The sequence below is a fragment of the Sphaerotilus sp. genome, assembly GCF_034519685.1.
GTDB lineage: Bacteria > Pseudomonadota > Gammaproteobacteria > Burkholderiales > Burkholderiaceae_C > Sphaerotilus.
In genome coordinates this window covers 341612-361203 of sequence record NZ_JAXHOF010000003.1, presented here as the reverse complement: position 1 = coordinate 361203, position 19592 = coordinate 341612, and the positions used below count along the sequence as shown (strand labels likewise).

The 19592-nt window shown below is 68.8% G+C and carries 13 protein-coding genes; 5 read left to right on the top strand and 8 right to left on the bottom strand.

What is annotated here, in order from left to right:
• Positions 1–40 precede the first annotated feature (40 nt).
• Both smc and U5O44_RS05210 read left to right on the top strand, forming a co-directional pair.
• On the top strand, positions 41–3556 hold the full coding sequence (gene smc, locus U5O44_RS05215) for a chromosome segregation protein SMC (protein ID WP_322587407.1): 3516 nt from the start codon (positions 41–43) through the stop codon (positions 3554–3556).
• Between the two features lie 46 nt (positions 3557–3602).
• Positions 3603–4778 carry a cell division protein ZipA C-terminal FtsZ-binding domain-containing protein gene (locus U5O44_RS05210; RefSeq protein WP_322587406.1) on the top strand — a complete coding sequence of 392 codons (1176 nt, stop codon included), beginning with the start codon at positions 3603–3605 and terminating at the stop codon, positions 4776–4778.
• Here U5O44_RS05210 and U5O44_RS05205 read toward each other — a convergent pair whose 3' ends face one another.
• Entirely contained in the window at positions 4779–7508 is a 2730-nt protein-coding gene (locus U5O44_RS05205; RefSeq protein ID WP_322587405.1) for a cation-transporting P-type ATPase, read from the bottom strand.
• Positions 7509–7652: 144 nt separating this feature from the next.
• Here U5O44_RS05205 and ligA point away from each other — a divergent pair, with 144 nt between their 5' ends.
• The 3 genes from ligA to U5O44_RS05190 all read left to right on the top strand — a co-directional run bounded on the left by ligA (position 7653) and on the right by U5O44_RS05190 (position 11866).
• Entirely contained in the window at positions 7653–9812 is a 2160-nt protein-coding gene (gene ligA / locus U5O44_RS05200) for an NAD-dependent DNA ligase LigA (protein ID WP_322587404.1), read from the top strand.
• Between the two features lie 199 nt (positions 9813–10011).
• Positions 10012–10539, top strand: a complete 528-nt coding sequence (locus U5O44_RS05195) for a hypothetical protein (RefSeq protein WP_322587403.1) — start codon at positions 10012–10014, stop codon at positions 10537–10539.
• Positions 10532–11866 (top strand): hypothetical protein, encoded by a 1335-nt coding sequence (locus tag U5O44_RS05190; protein ID WP_322587402.1) that lies wholly within the window; start codon positions 10532–10534, stop codon positions 11864–11866. Before U5O44_RS05195 ends, U5O44_RS05190 begins: the two co-directional genes overlap by 8 nt.
• A gap of 89 nt (positions 11867–11955) precedes the next feature.
• Here the strand turns inward: U5O44_RS05190 and U5O44_RS05185 are convergent, their stop codons facing one another.
• The 7 genes from U5O44_RS05185 to U5O44_RS05155 all read right to left on the bottom strand — a co-directional run bounded on the left by U5O44_RS05185 (position 11956) and on the right by U5O44_RS05155 (position 19580).
• A complete protein-coding gene (locus U5O44_RS05185) occupies positions 11956–12927 on the bottom strand; it encodes a glucokinase (protein ID WP_322587401.1) in 972 nt (323 codons plus the stop codon).
• 85 nt (positions 12928–13012) lie between these two features.
• On the bottom strand, positions 13013–14074 hold the full coding sequence (locus U5O44_RS05180) for an ABC transporter ATP-binding protein (RefSeq protein WP_322587400.1): 1062 nt from the start codon (positions 14072–14074) through the stop codon (positions 13013–13015).
• A 28-nt stretch (positions 14075–14102) separates the two neighbouring features.
• A complete protein-coding gene (locus U5O44_RS05175) occupies positions 14103–14951 on the bottom strand; it encodes a carbohydrate ABC transporter permease (protein WP_322587399.1) in 849 nt (282 codons plus the stop codon).
• A gap of 24 nt (positions 14952–14975) precedes the next feature.
• Entirely contained in the window at positions 14976–15863 is an 888-nt protein-coding gene (locus U5O44_RS05170) for a carbohydrate ABC transporter permease (protein WP_322587398.1), read from the bottom strand.
• Between the two features lie 91 nt (positions 15864–15954).
• Positions 15955–17205, bottom strand: a complete 1251-nt coding sequence (locus U5O44_RS05165; RefSeq protein ID WP_416222155.1) for an ABC transporter substrate-binding protein — start codon at positions 17203–17205, stop codon at positions 15955–15957.
• 89 nt (positions 17206–17294) lie between these two features.
• Positions 17295–18812: a sensor histidine kinase gene (locus tag U5O44_RS05160; RefSeq protein ID WP_322587396.1), complete on the bottom strand. Its 1518-nt coding sequence runs from the start codon at positions 18810–18812 to the stop codon at positions 17295–17297.
• A 63-nt stretch (positions 18813–18875) separates the two neighbouring features.
• Positions 18876–19580, bottom strand: coding sequence for a response regulator transcription factor (locus tag U5O44_RS05155; RefSeq protein ID WP_322587395.1), 705 nt, complete (start codon positions 19578–19580; stop codon positions 18876–18878).
• Positions 19581–19592: the final 12 nt, after the last annotated feature.

Genomic DNA, 19592 nt, shown 5'->3' with positions numbered 1-19592 from the left:
GACTTAGCACAAAGGCGCGGCGCGCCAACCCCCCAGCACCATGCGTCTGAACTCGATCAAGCTCTCGGGCTTCAAGTCCTTCGCCGATCCGACGCATTTCCAGTTGCCCGGGCAGCTCGTCGGCGTCGTCGGCCCCAATGGCTGCGGCAAGTCCAACATCATGGACGCCGTGCGCTGGGTGCTGGGCGAGTCGAAGGCGAGCGAGCTGCGCGGCGAGTCGATGCAGGACGTGATCTTCAACGGCTCCGGCAACCGCAAGCCCGCCAGCCGCTCCAGCGTCGAACTCGCCTTCAGCAATGACGCAGGCCGTGCGGGTGGCTCGTGGAACCAGTACGCCGAGATCGCCGTCAAGCGCGTGCTGACCCGCGACGGCACCAGCACCTACTACATCAACAACCAGCCGGTGCGCCGCCGCGACGTGCAGGACGTGTTCCTCGGCACCGGCCTGGGCCCGCGTGCCTACGCCATCATCGGCCAGGGCACGATCAGCAAGATCATCGAGTCGCGCCCCGAAGAGCTGCGGCTGTTCCTGGAGGAAGCGGCCGGCGTGTCCAAATACAAGGAACGCCGCCGCGAGACCGAGAACCGCCTGAAGGACACGCGTGAGAACCTGACCCGCGTGGACGACATCCTGCGCGAGCTGACCGCGAACCTGGAGAAGCTCGAAGCGCAGGCCGAGGTCGCGCTGCGCTACCGCACGCTGCAGGAGACGGGCACGCGCAAGCTGCACCAGCTCTGGTTCCTGAAGCACCGCGACGCCACCAGCGAGCGCGAGCGGGTGCGGCTGGCCGAGCTGGCGGCGACGAACGCGCTGGAGCTGCGCATCGCCGAGCTGCGCCAGACCGAGGCCGAGCAGGAGTCGCTGCGCCAGTCGCACTACGACGCCAGCGACACGCTGCACGCCGCGCAAGGGGCGCTGGCCGAGGCGTCGATGCAGGTCAGCCGGCTGGAGGAGCGCATTCGCCATGTTGTCGATGCGCGCCAGCGCGGTCTGCAGCGGCAAGTCGAGATCGCCGCGCAGACGCAGCAATGGACGCTGCGCCGCGAACACGCCGAGGCCGAGCTGGAGACGCTGGCCGAGCAGCTCGCCGAGGCCGAGGAGCAAGGCGAGATCCTCGCCGCGCAGGTGGAAGAACGTTCGATGGCGCTGCCCGCCGCCGAGGACACGCTGCGCCAGGTCAGCCAGCGCGCCGCCACCCAGCGCACCCGCGCCAGCGAGGTGCAGCAGCAGATCCAGTTGCTGGCCGCGCAGTCGCGCCACCTGGACGAGCGCGGCCGCGAGCTGCAGGGCCGCCGCGAGCGCCTGGCCGCCGAGCGCCGCCAGCTCGGCACGCCCGACGACCACCGCCTCGCCGACCTGCGCACCCAGCTCGAACGAGCGCAGGAGGTGCAGGCACTCGCCGAGGCGCGGCTGCACGAACTCTCCGACCTCGTGCCGGCGCTGGACGAGCAGCGCCGAGGCCAGCAGAACGCCGCCAACGGCGAGTCTGCCCGCCAGTCGGCGCTGACGGCGCGGCTTGACGCGCTGCGGGCGCTGCAGGACAAGGTGCAGACCGAAGGCAAGCTGCGGCCGTGGCTGACGCGGCACGGGCTGGACGGGCTGCAGGGGCTGTGGCGGCGCCTGCACATCGAGCCGGGCTGGGAAACCGCGCTGGAGTCGGCGCTGCGCGAGCGGCTGCAGGCGCTCGAAGTCGGACGGATCGAGACGGTGCGCGGTTTCGACCTTGATCCGCCGCCGGCCAAGCTCGCCTTCTATTCGCCGCCGACCACCGCCATCGCCAACACGCACCGCACGCTGCCGCGGCTGACCGACCTGTTGCGTGTGGGCGACCCGGGGCTGGTGGCGCTGCTGAACGACTGGCTCGAAGGCGTCTACACGGCGGCGAACGTCGAGGAAGCGCTGGCGCTGCGCAGCCGGCTGACCCACGGCGAGCTGATCCTGACACCGGCCGGGCACGCGGTGAGCGCGTACGCGGTGAGCTTCCACGCGCCGGATTCGGAGCAGGCGGGGCTGCTGGCGCGTGCGCAGGAAATCGAGAACCTCGACACCCAGGTCCGCGCCCAGGCGCTGATGGCCGACGAAGCCCGCAGCGCGCTGGTCCGCGCCGAGGCGGCGTACACCGACGCGGCGCAGCGGCTGGCCGGCGCCCGCCGCGACGCCGCCGACAGCCAGACGCGGGCGCACCAGCTCCAGGTCGAGGTGCTGCGCCTGACGCAGCAGGCCGAGCAGGTGACCCGCCGCCGTGACCAGCTGGACGCCGAGCTGGCCGAGGTCGAGGCCCAGACCGAGGAACTCGAAGAGCGCCGCATGACGGGCGAGGCGCGTTTCGAGGAACTCGACCTGCAGCTCGCCACCGAGCAGGAGCGCCACGCCGAGCTGGAAGACGCGGTGATCGGCGCCGAGCGGCGGCTGGCCGACGCGCGCGAGCAGTTGCGCGGGCTGGAGCGCACGGCGCAGGAGTCGCAGTTCGCGGCCCGCTCGCTGCTGGCGCGGCGCGGCGAGCTGCAGCGCGGGCTGGAAACCGCCGCGCAGCAGCTCACCGTCAACGAACGCGCGCTGGAGCAGCTCGCCGCCGAACTTGCCGGGCTCGACGACGCCGCGGCCGAAGGCGGCTTGCAGGAGGCGCTGGCGCTGCGGGTCGAGCGCGAGCAGGCGCTGTCGTCGGCCCGCCAGACCTGGGACGACCTGACGCTGCAGATGCGCCGCGCCGACGAGCAGCGCGCCGCGCACGAGCGCAGCCTGCAGCCGCTGCGCGACGAGATCACCAAGCTCCAGCTCGAAGCGCAGGCCGCGCAGCTCGGCGGCGCGCAGTTTCTGGAGCAGTTGCAGGCGGCCGCCGTGGACCTGGAAGCGCTGGCCGCCGGCATCGCGCAGGACGGCGTGCGCCTGCACGGGCTGCAGGGCGAGATCGACCGCATCCAGCGCGAGGTCAACGCGCTGGGCGCGGTGAACCTGGCGGCGCTGGACGAGCTGGGCGCGGCCCGCGAGCGGAGGCAGTTTCTCGATGCGCAGGTCGCCGACCTCACCGAGGCGATGCAGACGCTGGAAGCCGCGATCCACAAGATCGACCTGGAGACCCGCGACCTGCTGAAGACCACCTTCGACCAGGTCAACGACGGTTTCGGGCGCATGTTTCCGAGCCTGTTCGGCGGCGGTCAGGCGCGGCTGGTGATGACGGGCGACGAGATCCTGGACGCCGGCGTGCAGGTCATGGCGCAGCCGCCCGGCAAGAAGAACTCGACCATCCACCTGCTCTCCGGCGGCGAGAAGGCGCTCACGGCGATCGCGCTGGTGTTCGCGATCTTCCTGCTCAACCCGGCGCCGTTCTGCCTGCTGGACGAGGTGGACGCGCCACTGGACGACGCCAATACCGAGCGATATGCCCGGCTGGTCCGTCAAATGTCGTCCGGCACGCAGTTTCTTTTCATTTCGCACAACAAAATCGCGATGGAGATGGCCGAGCAATTGATCGGCGTGACAATGCAGGAACAGGGTGTGTCGCGCATCGTCGCGGTGGACATGGAGGCAGCCGTCTCACTGGCTGAGCCACCGTGAAGTGGGCGACACACTGTTCAGGCCATGACCAGGAACCCGGGGACCGATGAATTCATTGCAAGTTTGGTTGGCCATCGTCGGAGGGCTGGTGCTCGCCGCTGTCGTCGGGCATGGCGCCTGGCAGACCCGCCGCGCCGGGGGCAAGGCGCGCCTGCCGAAACCGGCCGACGCCACGGACGTCGCACCCGAGGCATCCGATGCCACGGCCGCGCTGGCCGGTGTTTCGCCGGTCTACCGGGAGCCGAGCTTCGAGCCGGACCACGCACCGACCGAGCCGATTCCGCTTGATGACGAGAACCGGGGCCGGGTGGCCGCCGCCGCCGCACCGGTGGAGGCCATCGAGCAGCGGCTGGCAGATGTCCCCGCGGCGTTGAATCTGCTGGCGCGGCGCACGTCCCTGGCACCGCGCATCGACGGCCTGATCGACGCGATCGCCCGGATCGTGCCCGAGCAGCCGCTGTCCGGCGAGGCGATCCTGGCGCACTGGCCGCCGTCCCGCCGTGCTGGCGGCAAGCCCTTCCTGATCGAGGCGTGCAACCGCCAGACCCGGGAATGGGAAGTGCCCGTGGCTGGCCAGACCTATGGCGAGCTGCACGCGGGTCTGCAGATGGCCAACCGGCTGGGCGCCGTCAACGAGATCGAGTATTCGGAGTTTGTCCAGATCATCCAGCGCTTTGCCGAGCCGCTGTCGGCCGAGGCCGAGTTCCCGGACATGCTGGACGTGGTGGCCCGGGCGCGTGCGCTCGACCGTGTGGCCGTGCACCACGATGCCCAGCTCGCCATGCGGCTGACCGCCCGCCAGGGCCAGTGGCCCGTGAGCTGGATCCACCAGCACGCCGGACGGCATGGCTTCGTCGTCGGGCCGGTGCCGGGCACGCTGGTCCTGCCCGGTCGCGAGGAGGGCGCGCCGCCCGTGCTGGCGCTCGTGTTCGATGCGCAGGCCGCGCTGGCCGACGATCTGGACGACTCCTGGGTGTCCGAGCTGTCCCTGGTGTTCGATGTGCCGCAGACGCCGCAGATCGAGCAGCCCTTCAACGCCTGGTGCGCCTCCGGTCAGGCGCTGGCCATCGCGCTGGACGCCGATGTCAACGACGACGAAGGCCGCCCGCTCAACGCCGAGGCGTTCTCGCTGATCCGGGAAGACCTGGAGGGCCTGTACGCCAAGCTGGTGGAGTTCGAGCTGGCCGCGGGCTCGCCGGCCGCCCGTCGGCTGTTCAGCTAGTCAGTCTGCTGCGCCGAGGCGCCGCAGCACGGCCTTCTCGGCCTCCAGGAGCAGCAGCAGCCCGACGCCCACCGCCAGGATGCGCAGGCCCCAGACCAGGGGCAGCGCTTCGGTGCGGAACAGGGTCTGCACCACCGGCGCATAGGTGAAGAGCAGCTGCAGCACGCACACGCCGCCAACCGCGACCAGCACCCGCGGTGTGCCGCGCACCCCTTGCCAGGTGAAGGACGGCGACTTCAGGTAGCGCACGCTGAACAGGTAGAACACCTCCATGCACACCAGCGTGTTGACCGCCACCGTGCGGGCCGCCTCCACGCTGGCGCCGTGCCACAGCGCCCACTCGAACATGGCGAAGATGCCGCCCAGGAAGAGCGTCGAGACGAACACGATGCGCCAGACGAGAAAGCGCGACAGCAGCGGCTCGCCGGCAGGCCGGGGTGGCCGGCGCATGACGTCGGCCTCCGTCGGCTCGAACGCGAGCACCATCGCCAGGGCGACCGAGCTGACCATGTTCACCCACAGCACCTGGGCCGGCAGGATTGGCAGGGCCACGCCCAGCAGCACCGCCAGCAGCAGGGTCAGCGACTCGCCGCCGTTGATCGGCAGCAGGAAGGTGACGGTCTTCTTCAGGTTGTCGTAGACGGTGCGGCCTTCTTCGACCGCGTGGGCGATCGACGCGAAGTTGTCGTCGGCCAGTACCACCGCGCCGGCCTGCTTGGCGGCTTCGGTGCCCTTCATGCCCATGGCGACGCCGACATCGGCCTGCTTGAGTGCCGGTGCATCGTTGACGCCGTCGCCGGTCATCGCGACGATCTCGCCGTTGGCCTTCAGCGCGCGCACCAGGCGCAGCTTGTGTTCGGGGCTCGCCCGCGCGAACACCCGTGCCTCGCGCACTGCCTCGCGCAGCGCCGCGTCGTCCATGGCCTCGATCTCGGGTCCGGTGATGGCGCGGTGGTCCATGCCCATGCCGAGCTGGCCGGCGATGGCGCTGGCCGTGACGCCGTGGTCGCCGGTGATCATCACGACGCGGATGCCGGCCGCCTGGCACCGTGCCACCGCCTCGACGGCTTCCGCGCGCGGCGGATCGATGATGCCGACGATGCCCAGCAGCGTCAGCCCCTGCTCGACATCGCGGTGCTGCAGGTCTTGCTGGTCGGCTGGCAACGTGCGCTCGGCCAGGGCCAGCACCCGCCGACCGGCGCGGGCCTGTGCGTCGATGGCGTCGCGCCACCCCTGCGCTGCCAGCGGCTGCACGCCGCCGTCGGGGCCGAGTTGCTGCGTGCACATGGCCAGCACCTGTTCGGGCGCGCCCTTGAGCAGCAGCACCATGGCCTCGCCCCGTGCCTGCAGCGTGGCCATGTAGCGGTGCTCGGACTCGAAGGGGATGACGTCCCGGCGCGGGCGTTCGGCCCTGAGCGCGCCCGGCTGCAGGCCAGCTTTCATCGCCAGGGTGAGCAGGGCGCCTTCGGTCGGGTCGCCGGCCAGGTGCCAGCCCGTGCCGTCTTCGTGCAGGCTGGCGTCGTTGCACAAGGCCGCGACTTCGGCGAGCCGCAGCATCCCCGGGGCCGCCGTGGGCAGCCGCGCGGTGTCGATGGCCTGGCCGTCGAGCACCAGGTGTCCCTGTGGCGCATAGCCTGCTCCCTGCACCTCCAGCGTCTGCCCGGCGCAGACCACCGACTGCACGGTCATCTCGTTGCGGGTGAGCGTGCCCGTCTTGTCGGAGCAGATGACGCTCACCGACCCCAGGGTCTCGACCGCCGGCAGGCGGCGGATCACCGCATGGCGCCGCGCCATGCGCTGCACGCCGATCGCCAGCGTGATGGTCAGGATGGCCGGCAGACCTTCGGGGATCGCCGCCACTGCCAGGCTGACCGCGGCCATGAAGGTCTCGTCGGCCGGCATGCCGCGCGCGAGCGTGCCGAACAGGAACAGCAGCGCGGCAACCGCCAGGATCACGGTCGTCAGTCGCTGGCCGAAGACGGCCATCTTCGCCAGCAGCGGCGTCGTGTCTTCCTCGACGCACGCCAGCAGGTGCCCGATGCGGCCGATCTCGGTGGCCGCGCCAGTGGCCACGACGACCGCCTGCGCCTGGCCCTGGGTCACCAGCGTGCCGGCGTAGCCCATGCACAGGCGGTCGCTGATGGCGGCCTCGGCGGCCACGGGGCTGGTGGCCTTGTCCACCGGCACCGACTCGCCGGTGAGGGCGGATTCATCGACGCGCAGGTTGCGCGCCTGCAGCAGGCGCACGTCCGCCGGCAGGCGGTCCCCCGAGGCCAGCAGCACGATGTCACCGGGCACGAGGTCCGCGGCATCGAGGTCATGCTGCCGGCCGTCGCGCAGCACCACCGCGTGGGGCGACAGCAGATGGCGGATCGCCTGGAGCGCCCGCTCGGCCTTGCCTTCCTGCACGAAGCCGATCAGGGCGTTGAGCACCACGACCACGGCGATGACCCCGCCGTCGATCCAATGGCCGATCGCCACGGTCACCGCCGCGGCCACCATCAGCACGATCAGCAGGAGGTTGTTGAACTGGCGGGCCAGTCGTGTGAGCAGCCCCGGCGGTGGCGCCTCGGCCAGGCGGTTCGGGCCATGCACCTTCAGCCTGCGGCTGACCTCGGCCTGGTCGAGCCCGTGGGAGGTCGAACCCATGGCCCGCAGGACGTCGGTACTCTCGGACGCATGCCAGGGGCTGCGTGCGTCTCGTGTGGTCGATCCAGCATCCGCTTTCAAGCATTCCTCCGTCCGTTCAGGGGCAGAACGGCCAGTCTGGTGCCCGCTTCCGGCGTCGGGATTGAGATGTGTCAAGGTTCCCTCCGCCCTGGCTTCGGCGCGGGTCCGGGCGCCGGGAGAAGCGGCGCGCCTACACTGGCATGCATGTCGCAAACCGATCTTTTCTCCTCGCCTTCCCTGCCGCCGGACGCCACGCCCGGCGTCGCTTCCCCGGCCGCCGAGGCCGCCGAGTTGCGCCGGCAGCTGCACCACCACGCCCACCGCTACTACGTGCTCGACGCGCCGGAGATCCCCGACGCCGAGTACGACCGGCTCTTCCAGGCCCTGCAGGCGCTGGAGGCCGCGCACCCCGACCTGCGCACCGCCGATTCGCCGACGCAGCGTGTGCTGGGCCAGGTACTCGACGGCTTCGAGCCGGTGCGCCACGCGGTGCCGATGCTGTCCATCCGCACGGAAACCGACACCGAGGCGACCGGCGCCAGCACCTTCGACGCCCGCGTGCGCCGCGAACTGGCGCTGGCCGAGGACGCGCCCGCGCTGCGCTACGCCTGCGAGCTGAAGTTCGACGGGCTGGCGATCAACCTGCGCTATGCGGACGGCGTGCTGGTGCAGGCGGCCACGCGCGGCGACGGCGAGACGGGCGAGGACGTGACGCAGAACATCCGCACCATCGGCCAGATACCGCTGCGCCTGCGCGACGTGCCGGACACGGCGCTGCCGGCGGTGCTGGAGGTGCGCGGCGAGGTCTACATGCGCCGCGACGCCTTCGACCGCCTCAACGAGCGCCAACGCGAGCGCATCGCCCGCGGCGACAAGGGCGAGCGCACCTACGTCAACCCGCGCAATGCCGCCGCTGGCGCCGTGCGCCAGCACGACCCGGCGCTGGCCGCCGAGCGTCCGCTGAGCTTCTTCGCCTACGGGCTGGGCGAGGTCCAGGGCTGGGCGCTGCCGGGCACGCACAGCGGCGTGCTGGATGCGCTGGATGCCTTCGGACTGCCGGTGTGCGCCGAGCGTGCGGTGGTGGAGGGCGCGGACGGGCTGTCAGCGTTTCACCAGCGCATCGGTGCGCAGCGCGACCAGCTGCCGTTCGACATCGATGGCGTGGTCTACAAGGTGGACGACCTGGCCCTTCAGCGCCAGCTCGGCTTCGTCAGCCGCGAGCCGCGCTGGGCGGTCGCGCACAAGTACCCGGCGCAGGAGCAGATGACCACGGTGCGCGAGATCGACATCCAGGTCGGCCGCACCGGCAAGCTCACGCCGGTGGCCAAGCTGGAGCCGGTCTTCGTCGGCGGCACCACCGTGAGCAACGCCACGCTGCACAACGAGGACGAGACGCGCCGCAAGGACGTGCGCGCGGGCGACACCGTCATCGTGCGGCGGGCAGGCGACGTGATCCCCGAGGTGGTTGGCGTCGTGCTGGAGCGCCGACCGGCGGACGCGGGCGAGCCGTTCGACCTGTACAAGCGCCTCGGCGGCCATTGCCCCGTCTGCGGCAGCGACATCGTGCGCGAGGAGGGCGAGGCGGATTGGCGCTGCACCGGCGGCCTGTTCTGCCCGGCGCAGCGCAAGCAGGCCATCCTGCATTTCGCCGGCCGGCGCGCGGTGGATGTCGAGGGCCTGGGCGACAAGGTGGTCGAGCAGCTCGTGGACGCGGGCATCGTGCGGACGCTGCCGGAGCTGTACACGCTCGGCGTGGCCAAGCTCGCCGCACTGGACCGCATGGGCGAGCGCAGCGCGCAGAACCTCGTCGACGCGCTGGAGAAGAGCCGGCACACGACGCTGGGCCGCTTCCTGTACGCGCTCGGCATCCGCCATGTCGGCGAATCGACGGCCAAGGCCCTGGCGAAACATTTCGGCGGCATCGACCGGCTGATGGACGCGACCGAGGCCCAGCTGGTCGAGGTGGCCGATGTCGGGCCGGTGGTGGCACAGAGCCTGCGCACGTTCTTCGATCAGCCGCACAACCGCGAGGTGGTCGAGCAGTTGCGGGCCTGCGGGCTGACCTGGGACGAGCACGACGGCGTACCGGACGCCGGACCGCAGCCGCTGGCCGGGCTGACGCTGGTGCTGACCGGCACGCTGCCCACGCTGGGGCGCGACGCTGCCAAGGAGTTGATCGAGGCGGCGGGCGGCAAGGTGAGCGGCTCGGTCTCGAAGAAGACGCACTACGTGGTCGCGGGGGCCGAGGCGGGATCGAAGCTGGAAAAGGCTCAGTCGTTGGGCCTGCCCATCCTGGACGAAGCGGGATTGCTGGCCTTGATCGAGCAGGGTGCCGGTGCGCCGGGTCTGCCGAATGCTGCGTAATTGGCATTAATGGAAATGTTCAATTCATCACCACTCGAATGAAGGGTGTGTACCGCGCTTTACCGGTTCGAAAATGTGTTTTGCCGGGCAGCAGGATCCGCTGTTCAGGGAAACCGCTCACGTCGTGGGTGGGCTCATGCAGTGAGACTGTCCGGCAAGAGACAACAAACAAGACTGAAACCGAAAGAGTGTGGAAGTGATGCTGAACAAGACAACTCGACTTCTGGGGCTGGTCGCCTTGGGTGTGCTGACGGGGTGTGGCGGCGGAGGCGGGGGAAGCGAAGCCCCTCCCGCTGAAGCAACGTCCGCAGTGGTGGCCCGGTTGCAGACCAACGGGACGCTGCTGACGCTGGACCGCTCGACGGCGGTGGCCGGAACCGATGCGAATGGCGATGGTGTTCGTGACGACGTGGCGACCTGGATCGGCGCGCAGTCCTACACCTCCGTCCAGTCCAAGGCCGCCACCCAGTTGGCCAAGGCCTACCAGAGCGTGCTGACCGTGACACTGACGGATGACACCGCGGTGCGCGCTGCGCGTCTGGCGTCCAGCGACGCGGTGGAATGCGTGATGCAGAAAGCGGATTCGATCGAGGCCGGCTACAAGGCCGTGGCCGATCTGCGCCGCGTGACTGTCAACACCGACGCCCGCGTCACGGCGTACCTCACCTATGTCGAGAAGGTCAATGACACCGTTGCCCGCGCACCCGAAGGAGACGGCTGTGTCTGATTTCCGCTCCGCTCCCTTCCTCCGTTCCCTGCTGGGCGCTGCCGTCGGCCTTGGTCTGATGGCAGCCAACACTGCTGGCATCGCCCAGACCGCCTCGACGATCTGCGAGCCCGATGGTGGCTACGTCGTGGCGTACTACAACGGCACCTTCGCCACGCCGGAAGACGCCGATGCCCAGCGCGCTGCGCTGCGGATCGCGCGCCACGGCAAGTACACCGGCGCGGCCGAAACCGCGACGACCGCAGCCGGCAAGGCCGAGCCGGTCCGCTACGAAACCTTCTACAGCACGGCCGGCACCGCGAGCGGCGCGACCGAGTCGCGGTTCCAGGCGCTGGCCGGTGAATACCGCAAGCTGCTCGATGGCGCGCTGACCCAGAACTGGGAGTACTTCTGGGACATGGCGTCCGGCAACACCGATGCATGGTCGGTGCTGGCGGCCAAGTCGGCAGACGCGCGGTTCCTCGCGGTCACCAGCAGTTTTCCCGGGACGGTCAACTCGCTGTCTGCCAAGGTCCGCACCGAACTGACCGCACAGCTGGCCGACGGCAACAACACGACACTGGCTGCTCGCCAGCTGGCCCGTGCGCAGGCGCTGTACACGGAGCGCCAGAAGCTGCTGATGGTGGCGTATTCGCAGGGCGAGCTGTTTGCCAACAAGGCGTTCACCAAGCTGGGTGCCCCGACCGACAACACGGTTCGCAAGGAAGTGCTGGCCACCGCGCCCGCCTCAGCGCTGGGAACGTCGCTGACCACCACCATGGCGGCGCTGACGATCCCGAATCCGACCAGCAACCAGGGCTTCATCACCGCGACCTTGTCCTGGTCCGTTCCGGCGACGGCCATCGGCAAGCTGGCTGATGGCACCGACATCCAGAACGATCTGGACCTGCACGTCATCGAGCCGACTGGCACCCATGTCTACTACGGCCTGGCCGAGCGCAACAAGGGTGGTGGTCAGACCACGGCAGCCCGCCAGGGCGACGCTGGTTACCTGGACGCAGACAGCACCACGGTCGGTCCGGAGCACTACTACGCTTCGTGTGACGAAAACGTGCTCAAGGAAGGGGTCTACAAGATCTCGGTCGCCCAGGAGTCGGTGTCGAATCCTGCGCTGACCAACCTGACGCTGCAGGTGGCGTTTGCCAAGTCCGGTGAAGTGTTCTCCAAGACCTGGAACGCCCGCCAGTCGCAGAATCCCTCCACCAGCTGCGTGGGCTGTACCGGCGAGGTGCCGGGCTTCACGCAAGCCAGTGCGCTCAAGACCCATGTCAAGGTCCAGGTGACCAAGCTGGGTCCGGGCAACTGGACGGCTGCACTGGTCGATTGACCGGACCGGCGGTATCCAACCGCCGCCCATGAAAAAAGCCGCAGCGCAGACGCTGCGGCTTTTTTCTTGTTTTCAGATCGGTCCGGGGTTCAGAGTTCCTGATCGAGCGCCCGCGCCACGCCCAGCAGCGCTGGCGACACGCTGGCATCGATCACGAACACCGGCATCTGCGCCAGATAGGCGCTGAAGCGGCCCTTGGCCTCGAAGCGCTGGCGGAAGTCCGAGCGGTCGAACAGCTCGCCCAGCCGGGGCACGATGCCGCCACCGATGTAGACCCCGCCCAGCGCGCCCAGCGTCAGCGCCAGGTTGCCCGCCACGCTGCCGAGCAGTGCGCAGAAGTGCGCCACCGCCTCGGTGCAGCGGGCGCAGCTGCCCGCCAGCGCGCGTGACGAGACATCCGCGGGGCTGAGCGCTTCCGGCATCGCCCCATCGAGCGTGCACACCGCGTCGTACAGCGCCACCAGTCCGGCGCCGCAGATCGCCCGTTCCGCCGAGGCATGGCCATAGCGTTGCGTCAGCAATCCGATCAGTGCGGCTTCGCGTGTGTTGGTGGCCGGCAGCGTGACATGCCCACCTTCGCCGGCCAGCGCTACCCACTGCGTCCCCGCTGGCACCAGCCCCGACACGCCCAGCCCGGTTCCCGGCCCGATCAGCGCCATGGCCGCGTTGGCCCGCGCGCTGCCGCCGCCCACCTGCCGCAGCTCGTGCGGCTGCAGCGAAGGCAGCGACAGCGCCAGTGCCGTGAAATCGTTGATGACCACCAGCCGCTGCAGCCCCAGCTCGGCCTGCAGCCCGGAGATCGAGAACTGCCAGTGGTGGTTGGTCATGCGCACCTCGTCCCCGGTGATCGGGTTGGCGATGCCCATGCCCATGGAGCCCGGCTGGCCCCGGCCGAGTGCGGTCAGATAGGCCCGCACCGCGTCGGCGAGCGTGGCGTGTTCAGCGCAGGGCAGGGTGCGCACGGCGTCGATGGCTGCACCGTCCTCGGCGATCCAGCCGAAGCGGGCGTTGGTGCCGCCGACGTCGGCCACGAGACGGGGAAAGGGCGAGCGAGTGGTCATGGCAGGCTGGGGCGAGGGGGGAAGTTCAAGGGGAGACGGCGCGCATCGTAGCGCGCCGTCGGTTTCTCGCCTACGTCAATCCGGCTCAGTCGGCCAGACGCTTCTGGCTCTCGGCATCGAACAGGTGCACATCGTGCGTGCCCCAGGCCAGGTGGACGCGGTCCCCCACCTGGTAGAGCACCTTGCCCGGCGAGCGCACCACCAGCATGCCGGCCGCGGTCCGGACGCTGACATAGGTTTCCGGGCCGGTCGGCTCCAGCATCGTGATCTCGCCGGCCACGCCGCTGTCGGCGAAGTTCAGCGCCTCGGGCCGCAGGCCGTAGATGACTTTCTGGCCGGGCTTCGTGGCGGCTTGCTGCGCTGCGCTGGTCGGCAGCGTCACGCCATGGGCCACGACACCTTGCGCGCTGGCCTGCGCCTGCACCATGTTCATGGCCGGCGAGCCGATGAACTCGGCCACGAACACCGTGGCGGGGCGGGCATAGATGTCGTCTGGCGAGCCGAACTGCAGCACCACGCCGTCCTTCATCACCGCGATCCGGTCGCCCAGCGTCATGGCCTCGACCTGGTCGTGCGTCACGTAGACGGTGGTCGTCTTCGTGCGCTGGTGCAGCAGCTTGATCTCGGCGCGCATCTCGACACGCAGCTTGGCGTCGAGGTTGGACAGCGGCTCGTCGAACAGGAACAGCAGCGGGTCACGCGCCAGCGCGCGGCCCATCGCCACCCGCTGGCGCTGGCCACCGGACAGGGCGCCCGGCTTGCGGGCCAGCAGGTGCTCGATCTGCAGCATCTTGGCGACACGGGCTACGGCCTTCTCGCGCTCGGCCTTGGGCACCTTGCGCATCTCCAGCCCGAAGGCGATGTTTTCGGCCACGTTCATGTTCGGGTAGAGCGCGTAGCTCTGGAACACCATGGCGATGTCGCGGTTCTTCGGCAGCTCGTGTGTCACGTCGCGCTCGCCGATGTGGATCGTGCCGGAGGTCGGCGAATCCAGGCCGGCGATCATCGACAGCAGCGTCGACTTGCCGCAGCCGGACGGCCCGACCAGGATCAGGAACTCGCCCTTGTCGATCTCCAGGTCGATGCCCTTGAGGATGTGCGTCTCGCCGTAGCTCTTGCGGACGTTGCGGATGGAAAGTGCGCCCATGATGAATCTATCCTTCGAGCCGTAGCCCTTAACCCTTGACGGCGCCGGCGGTCAGGCCACGCACGAAATATTTGCCAGCGACGACATAGACGAACAGCGTCGGCAGCGCGGCGATCATCGCGGCGGCCATGTCCACGTTGTATTCCTTGACCGAGCTGGAGGTGTTGGCCAGGTTGTTCAGGCCCACCGTGATCGGCTTGGAGTCCGCGCCGGAGAAGACGACCCCGAACAGGAAGTCGTTCCAGATGTTGGTGAACTGCCAGATCACCGTCACGACCAGGATCGGCGTGGACAGCGGCAGCACGATGCGCCAGAAGATGCGGAAGAAACCCGCGCCGTCCAGCATCGCCGCCTTGACCAGCTCGTCCGGCAGGCCGAGGTAGTAGTTGCGGAAGAACAGCGTGGTGGATGCCAGGCCCATCAGGACGTGGACGCAGACGAGGCCCCACACCGAGTCCGACAGCCCGATCCAGCCCAGCACCTGCGACATCGGCAGCAGCACCACCTGCAGCGGCATGAACACGCCGAACAGCATCAGCGAGAAGAACAACTCGCTGCCCTTGAAGCGCCACTTCGTCAGCACATAGCCGTTGAGCGCCCCGAGCGTGGTCGAGATGAGCACGGCCGGGATGATCATCGTCATCGAGTTCCAGAAGTAGGGCTGCAGGCCGCCGCAGTCGGTGCCGGTGCAGGCCGTGGACCACGCCTTGCCCCAGGCGGTGAAGTCCAGGCCGGCGGGCAGCGACAGCAGGCTGCCGCCACGGATCTCGCTCATGTCCTTGAGCGAGGTGACCAGCATCACATAGAGCGGCAGCAGGAAGAAGACCGCGAACAGCGCGAGCAGTCCGAACAGGACGAGTCGGTGGATGTGTTTCATGGGGAAAGGCTCCTCGTTCGTCGCTCAGCGGCGCTGCGAACGCAGTTCGCTGTAGAGGTAGGGCACGACGATCGCCGCCACGGTCGCCAGCATCACGGTGGCGGACGCAGCGCCCAGGCCGATCTGGCCGCGGGTGAAGGCCATCGTGTACATGAAGGTCGCCGGCACGTCGGTCGCGAAGCCCGGACCGCCTGCGGTCAGCGCCATCACCAGGTCGAAGCTCTTGATCGCGATGTGCGCCAGCACCATCAGCGTCGAGAAGAACACCGGCCGCATGCTCGGGATGATGATGCGCCAGTAGACCTGCGGCAGCGTCGCGCCGTCGATCTGGGCGGCCTTGATGATGGAGTCGTCGATGCCGCGCAGGCCGGCCAGGAACAGCGCCATCACGAAGCCTGCGCTCTGCCAGACGCCGGCGATGACGACGGTGTAGATCGCGTAGTCCGGGTTGACCAGCCAGTCGAAGGTGAAGTTCTCGAAGCCCCACTGGTGCATCAGGTGCTCGATGCCCAGACCGGGGTTCAGGATCCATTTCCAGGCGGTGCCGGTGACGATGAAGCTCAGCGCCATCGGGTACAGGTACACCGTGCGCAGCACGCCTTCGACGCGGATCTTCTGGTCCAGCAGGATCGCCAGCAGCAGGCCGACCGCCATCGAGAATGCGATGAACAGCGTCGAGAAGATGGCCAGGTTCTTCAGCGCGACCATCCAGCGTTCGTTCGCGAACAGGATGGTGTACTGCTGGAAGCCGACAAATTCATAGTTGGGCAGCAGTCGCGAGGCGGATACCGACAGGTAGCCGTTCCAGGCGATCAGGCCGTAGATGAAGAGGAAGGAGAGGATGAAACTGGGCGCCAGAACGATCCGGGGCAGCCAGTGATCCAGACGCGCAGCGGCGCTAGGGGAGGCCATGTCGTGTGTCCCGCAGGTGCAAACGAAACCACCGGCTTGTCAGGGCCGGTGGCTCAGGGGAGAAGGCCGCCATGGTGACGGCCGATCCGGCTTACTTGGTCTGGGCCGCCGTGGCGATCTTGGCCATGGCTTCAGCAGCGGTCATCTTGTCGCTGTTCCAGAACTGGCTGACGGCGTCCTGGATCGCGCCGGCGGCGGCCGACGGCACGGCCATGCCGTGGGCGACGGACGGCACCAGCGAGCCCGACTTGGCGGTGTCCACGAAGTCCTTGCTGGAGAGCTTGGCGCAGTCGTCGAACTTGGCCAGGTCCATGTTCAGGCGAACCGGGATCGAGCCCTTGTTCAGGTTGAACACTTCCTGGAAGCCGGTGGACATGATCGCGGCGGCCAGGTCCTTCTGGGCCTTGACGTTGGCGTCGTTCTTCAGCTTGAACATGGCGAACGAGTCGACGTTGAAGGTGAAGGACTTGGCCGTGCCCGGCGCGGCGGCGCAGACGAAGTCCTTGCCCGGCACCTTGCCGGCGGCGACGAACTCGCCCTTGGCCCAGTCGCCCATCAGCTGCATGCCGGCTTCGCCCTTGATGACCATCGCGGTCGCCAGGTTCCAGTCACGGCCCGGGGCGTTCTTGTCGGTGTAGTCCTTGACCTTCTTGAAGGTGGTCAGCACCTTGTCCATGGTCGGGCTCTTCAGGGCGGTCTGGTCGAGCTGCACCAGGGCCTTCTTGTAGAACTCGGCGCCACCGACGCCCAGTGCCACGCTCTCGAACGTGGTGAAGTCCTGCCAGTTCTGGCCACCGTGCGCGACGGGAATGACACCGGCCTTCTTCAGGGCTTCGGCGGCGACGAAGAACTCGTCCCAGTTGGTCGGCACCTTGGCGCCGGCCTTCTTGAAAGCTTCCGGGTTGGCCCACAGCCAGTTCACGCGGTGGACGTTCACCGGGGCGGCGATGTAGTTGCCCTTGTACTTCATGACATTGGCGACCACCGGCGGCAGCAGGCTGTCCCACTTCTCGGCCTTGGCCACGTCGTCGATGTTGGCCAGCACGCCTTCGGCAGCCCATTCCTGCAGCGACGGGCCCTTGATCTGGGCCGCGGCCGGGGCGTTGCCCGACACGACACGCGACTTCAGCACCGTCATGGCCGAGTCACCACCACCGCCGGCGACCGCGAAGTCCTTCCAGGTGTGGCCCTTGCCCTGCAGCGTGGCCTTCAGGGCGGACGCGGCCTTGGCTTCGCCACCCGAGGTCCACCAGTGCAGGACCTCGACTTCGCCCGCTTGCGACAGGCCTGCCATGGACAGACCAGCCACGAGGGCCAGCAGGGTACGCGCGGGGCGGGTCATCTCCAACTTTTTCATGTGCACTCCGGAATCAAGAACGGTGGTGAGGTGAGAACAAGCCCGAATATTAATTTTGCTTTAAAAAATTAACACTAGGTGAAAGCCCTGACGCTCTGCGGCAGCCGTATCTGGACACGCAGTCCGCGCGGGTGCAGCGACGCCACCTGCACCCGCCCCCGGTGCCGCTCGACGATCTCCTTGACGATCGCCAGCCCGAGCCCGCAGCCTCGCCCCTCGTTGGTGCCCCGAAAGAAACGGTCGAACACCTGTGTGTGCAGCGCCACCGGCAGGCCAGGCCCGGTGTCGTCGACCTCCACCAGCGCCATGTCCTGCAGATCCGGATCAGGCCGCACGCGCACGGTGATCTCCGTGCCGCGACCGGCATAGCGGATGGCGTTGTCGATAAGATTAACAATTGCTTCACGGATTAACAGTGCATTGCCTTCCATCGTCAGAGGGCACAGCGGTGTGTCGTCGTCGGTGTCCTGGTCGGAGGCGCCATCGGGCGTGTCTCCGCCATCCATGCCGAGATCGATGCCTTCACCCAGCGCCCGCGGCACCATTTCTGCCGTCAGGTCCTGCACGAGGCGGCGCAGGTCGAAGCGGCTGCGTCCCAGCGTAGCGAGCGACTCCGGCTCGGCCCGTGCCAGGGTGAGCAGCTGGGTGACGAGGTGGGCGCTGCGGGCGGCACTCTCGCGGACGCGCTCCAGCCGGGCGCGCAGGGCTGGCTCGGTGGCTTCCTTCAGCGCGAGTTCGGACTGGCTTTTCAGGCCGGCCAGCGGGGTGCGCAGCTGGTGTGCGGCGTCGCTGATGAAGCGGCGCTGCTCCACTACCGAGGCGTGCACGGCGGCCAGCAGCGTGTTGACGGCTGCCGCGAGATCGCGCACCTCCTCGGGCGCGGAGTGCAGCTCGATGGGCGCCAGGTCGTTCGGCCCGCGTCCGCTGACCGCCTCGCGCAGTCGGGCCAGCGGTGCCAGCCCGGTGCGCACGCCCGCCCACACCAGCGCCGACATCGCCAGCACCAGCACCGACAGCGGTAGCACCGTGTCGATCAGGATGTTGCGCGCCAGTGCCTCGCGGCTGACCCGGCTCTTGGCTACCTGCACCAGCATCCGCTGCTGCAGGCTGGGTTCGCCGTAGTCCAGCAGGATGGCGGCGACACGCACTTGCACGCTGCTGCCATCGGAGGTGTCCACCTGGCCGTCGTAAAAGGTGGGGCGGTCCGGACGGAGGGTGTCGGCCGCTTCGGGCGGAGGCGGCAGCTTGTGGTTGCCGAGGATGAACTCGCCCGGCGGGCTGCTGACCATGTAGTAGACACGGTCGTCGGGGTCGGCTTCGATGATGTCCTTGGCTGCGCGCGGGAAGTCGACCAGCAGGCCGCTGTCGATGGGCTTGACCTGCCGGGCCAGGGCACGGGAGGACAGGTAGAGACCGTGGTCATTGGCCCGGTCGGCATAGCGCACGGCGACGTTGTAGGTTACTGCGGCCGCGGCCAGCCACAGCACGAGCTGGGGCAGCAGCAGCCAGGACAGCAGGTGGCGGCGCAGCGATCTGCTGCCGGGAGAGACCACCGGCAGCCGGTTGAGCAGGGGTTGGAGCAGGTTCAGCATGGCAGCACAGTGTGGCTGCGCCGAGCGCAAGGCGGTGGATCTGCCGCGTGCCCTGTGTCCGGCTCAGTCCTGGGTTTCGAGCAGATAGCCCAGTCCGCGCACGGTCCGGATGCCCACGCCCGAGCCCTCCAGCTTGCGGCGCAGGCGGTGGATGTAGACCTCCAGCGAGCTGGGACCACCGCTCTCCGAGACTTCGGTGGACCACGCCTGTGCGATCTGTTCCTTGGTGATGACCTTGCGCCGCTGGCTCAGGAGCAGCTCCAGCAGCAACCATTCGCGCGGCGAGAGGTCGACCGGCTGGCCGGCGATCGTCACGCGGCGGGCGTCGCGGTCGAACTGCAGCTGGCCGACCAGCAGTGCGTCAGAGGGCTCGGCCGGTGTGCCGACGGGTGCGGGGGGCTGGCTACGGCGCAGCACGGCCCGGATGCGCGCCTCGAGTTCGGGGAAGTCGAAGGGCTTGGTCAGGTAGTCGTCGGCACCGGCGTTCAGGCCGGCCACGCGGTTGTGCAGGCCATCGAGCGCCGTCAGGATGAGCAGTGGCATGGCCGGTTTGGCCACCCGAACCCGCTGCACTACGGTCAGACCGTCGATCAGCGGCAGACCGATGTCGATGATGCCGACATCGAAGGTCTGGCGGGTCAGCAGGTACTCGGCAACCGCGCCGTTGTCGGCGACCTCGACCTCGAAGCCTGCCGAGCGCAGGTTGGCGCACAGCGCATCCGCCAGGATGGCGTCGTCTTCGGCGAGCAGGGCGCGCAGATGGGTCATGGTGTGGTGCCT

Excerpts from the sequence above, each read along its gene's own strand:
- U5O44_RS05155 (WP_322587395.1), bottom strand. The coding sequence starts at position 19,580 with ATGACCCATCTGCGCGCCCTGCTCGCCGAAGACGACGCCATCCTGGCG.
- U5O44_RS05180 (WP_322587400.1), bottom strand. The coding sequence starts at position 14,074 with ATGGGCGCACTTTCCATCCGCAACGTCCGCAAGAGCTACGGCGAGACG.
- U5O44_RS05175 (WP_322587399.1), bottom strand. The coding sequence starts at position 14,951 with ATGAAACACATCCACCGACTCGTCCTGTTCGGACTGCTCGCGCTGTTC.
- ligA (WP_322587404.1), top strand. The coding sequence starts at position 7,653 with ATGTCGCAAACCGATCTTTTCTCCTCGCCTTCCCTGCCGCCGGACGCC.
- U5O44_RS05210 (WP_322587406.1), top strand. The coding sequence starts at position 3,603 with ATGAATTCATTGCAAGTTTGGTTGGCCATCGTCGGAGGGCTGGTGCTC.
- U5O44_RS05195 (WP_322587403.1), top strand. The coding sequence starts at position 10,012 with ATGCTGAACAAGACAACTCGACTTCTGGGGCTGGTCGCCTTGGGTGTG.
- U5O44_RS05170 (WP_322587398.1), bottom strand. The coding sequence starts at position 15,863 with ATGGCCTCCCCTAGCGCCGCTGCGCGTCTGGATCACTGGCTGCCCCGG.
- U5O44_RS05160 (WP_322587396.1), bottom strand. The coding sequence starts at position 18,812 with ATGCTGAACCTGCTCCAACCCCTGCTCAACCGGCTGCCGGTGGTCTCT.
- U5O44_RS05165 (WP_416222155.1), bottom strand. The coding sequence starts at position 17,205 with ATGACCCGCCCCGCGCGTACCCTGCTGGCCCTCGTGGCTGGTCTGTCC.
- smc (WP_322587407.1), top strand. The coding sequence starts at position 41 with ATGCGTCTGAACTCGATCAAGCTCTCGGGCTTCAAGTCCTTCGCCGAT.
- U5O44_RS05185 (WP_322587401.1), bottom strand. The coding sequence starts at position 12,927 with ATGACCACTCGCTCGCCCTTTCCCCGTCTCGTGGCCGACGTCGGCGGC.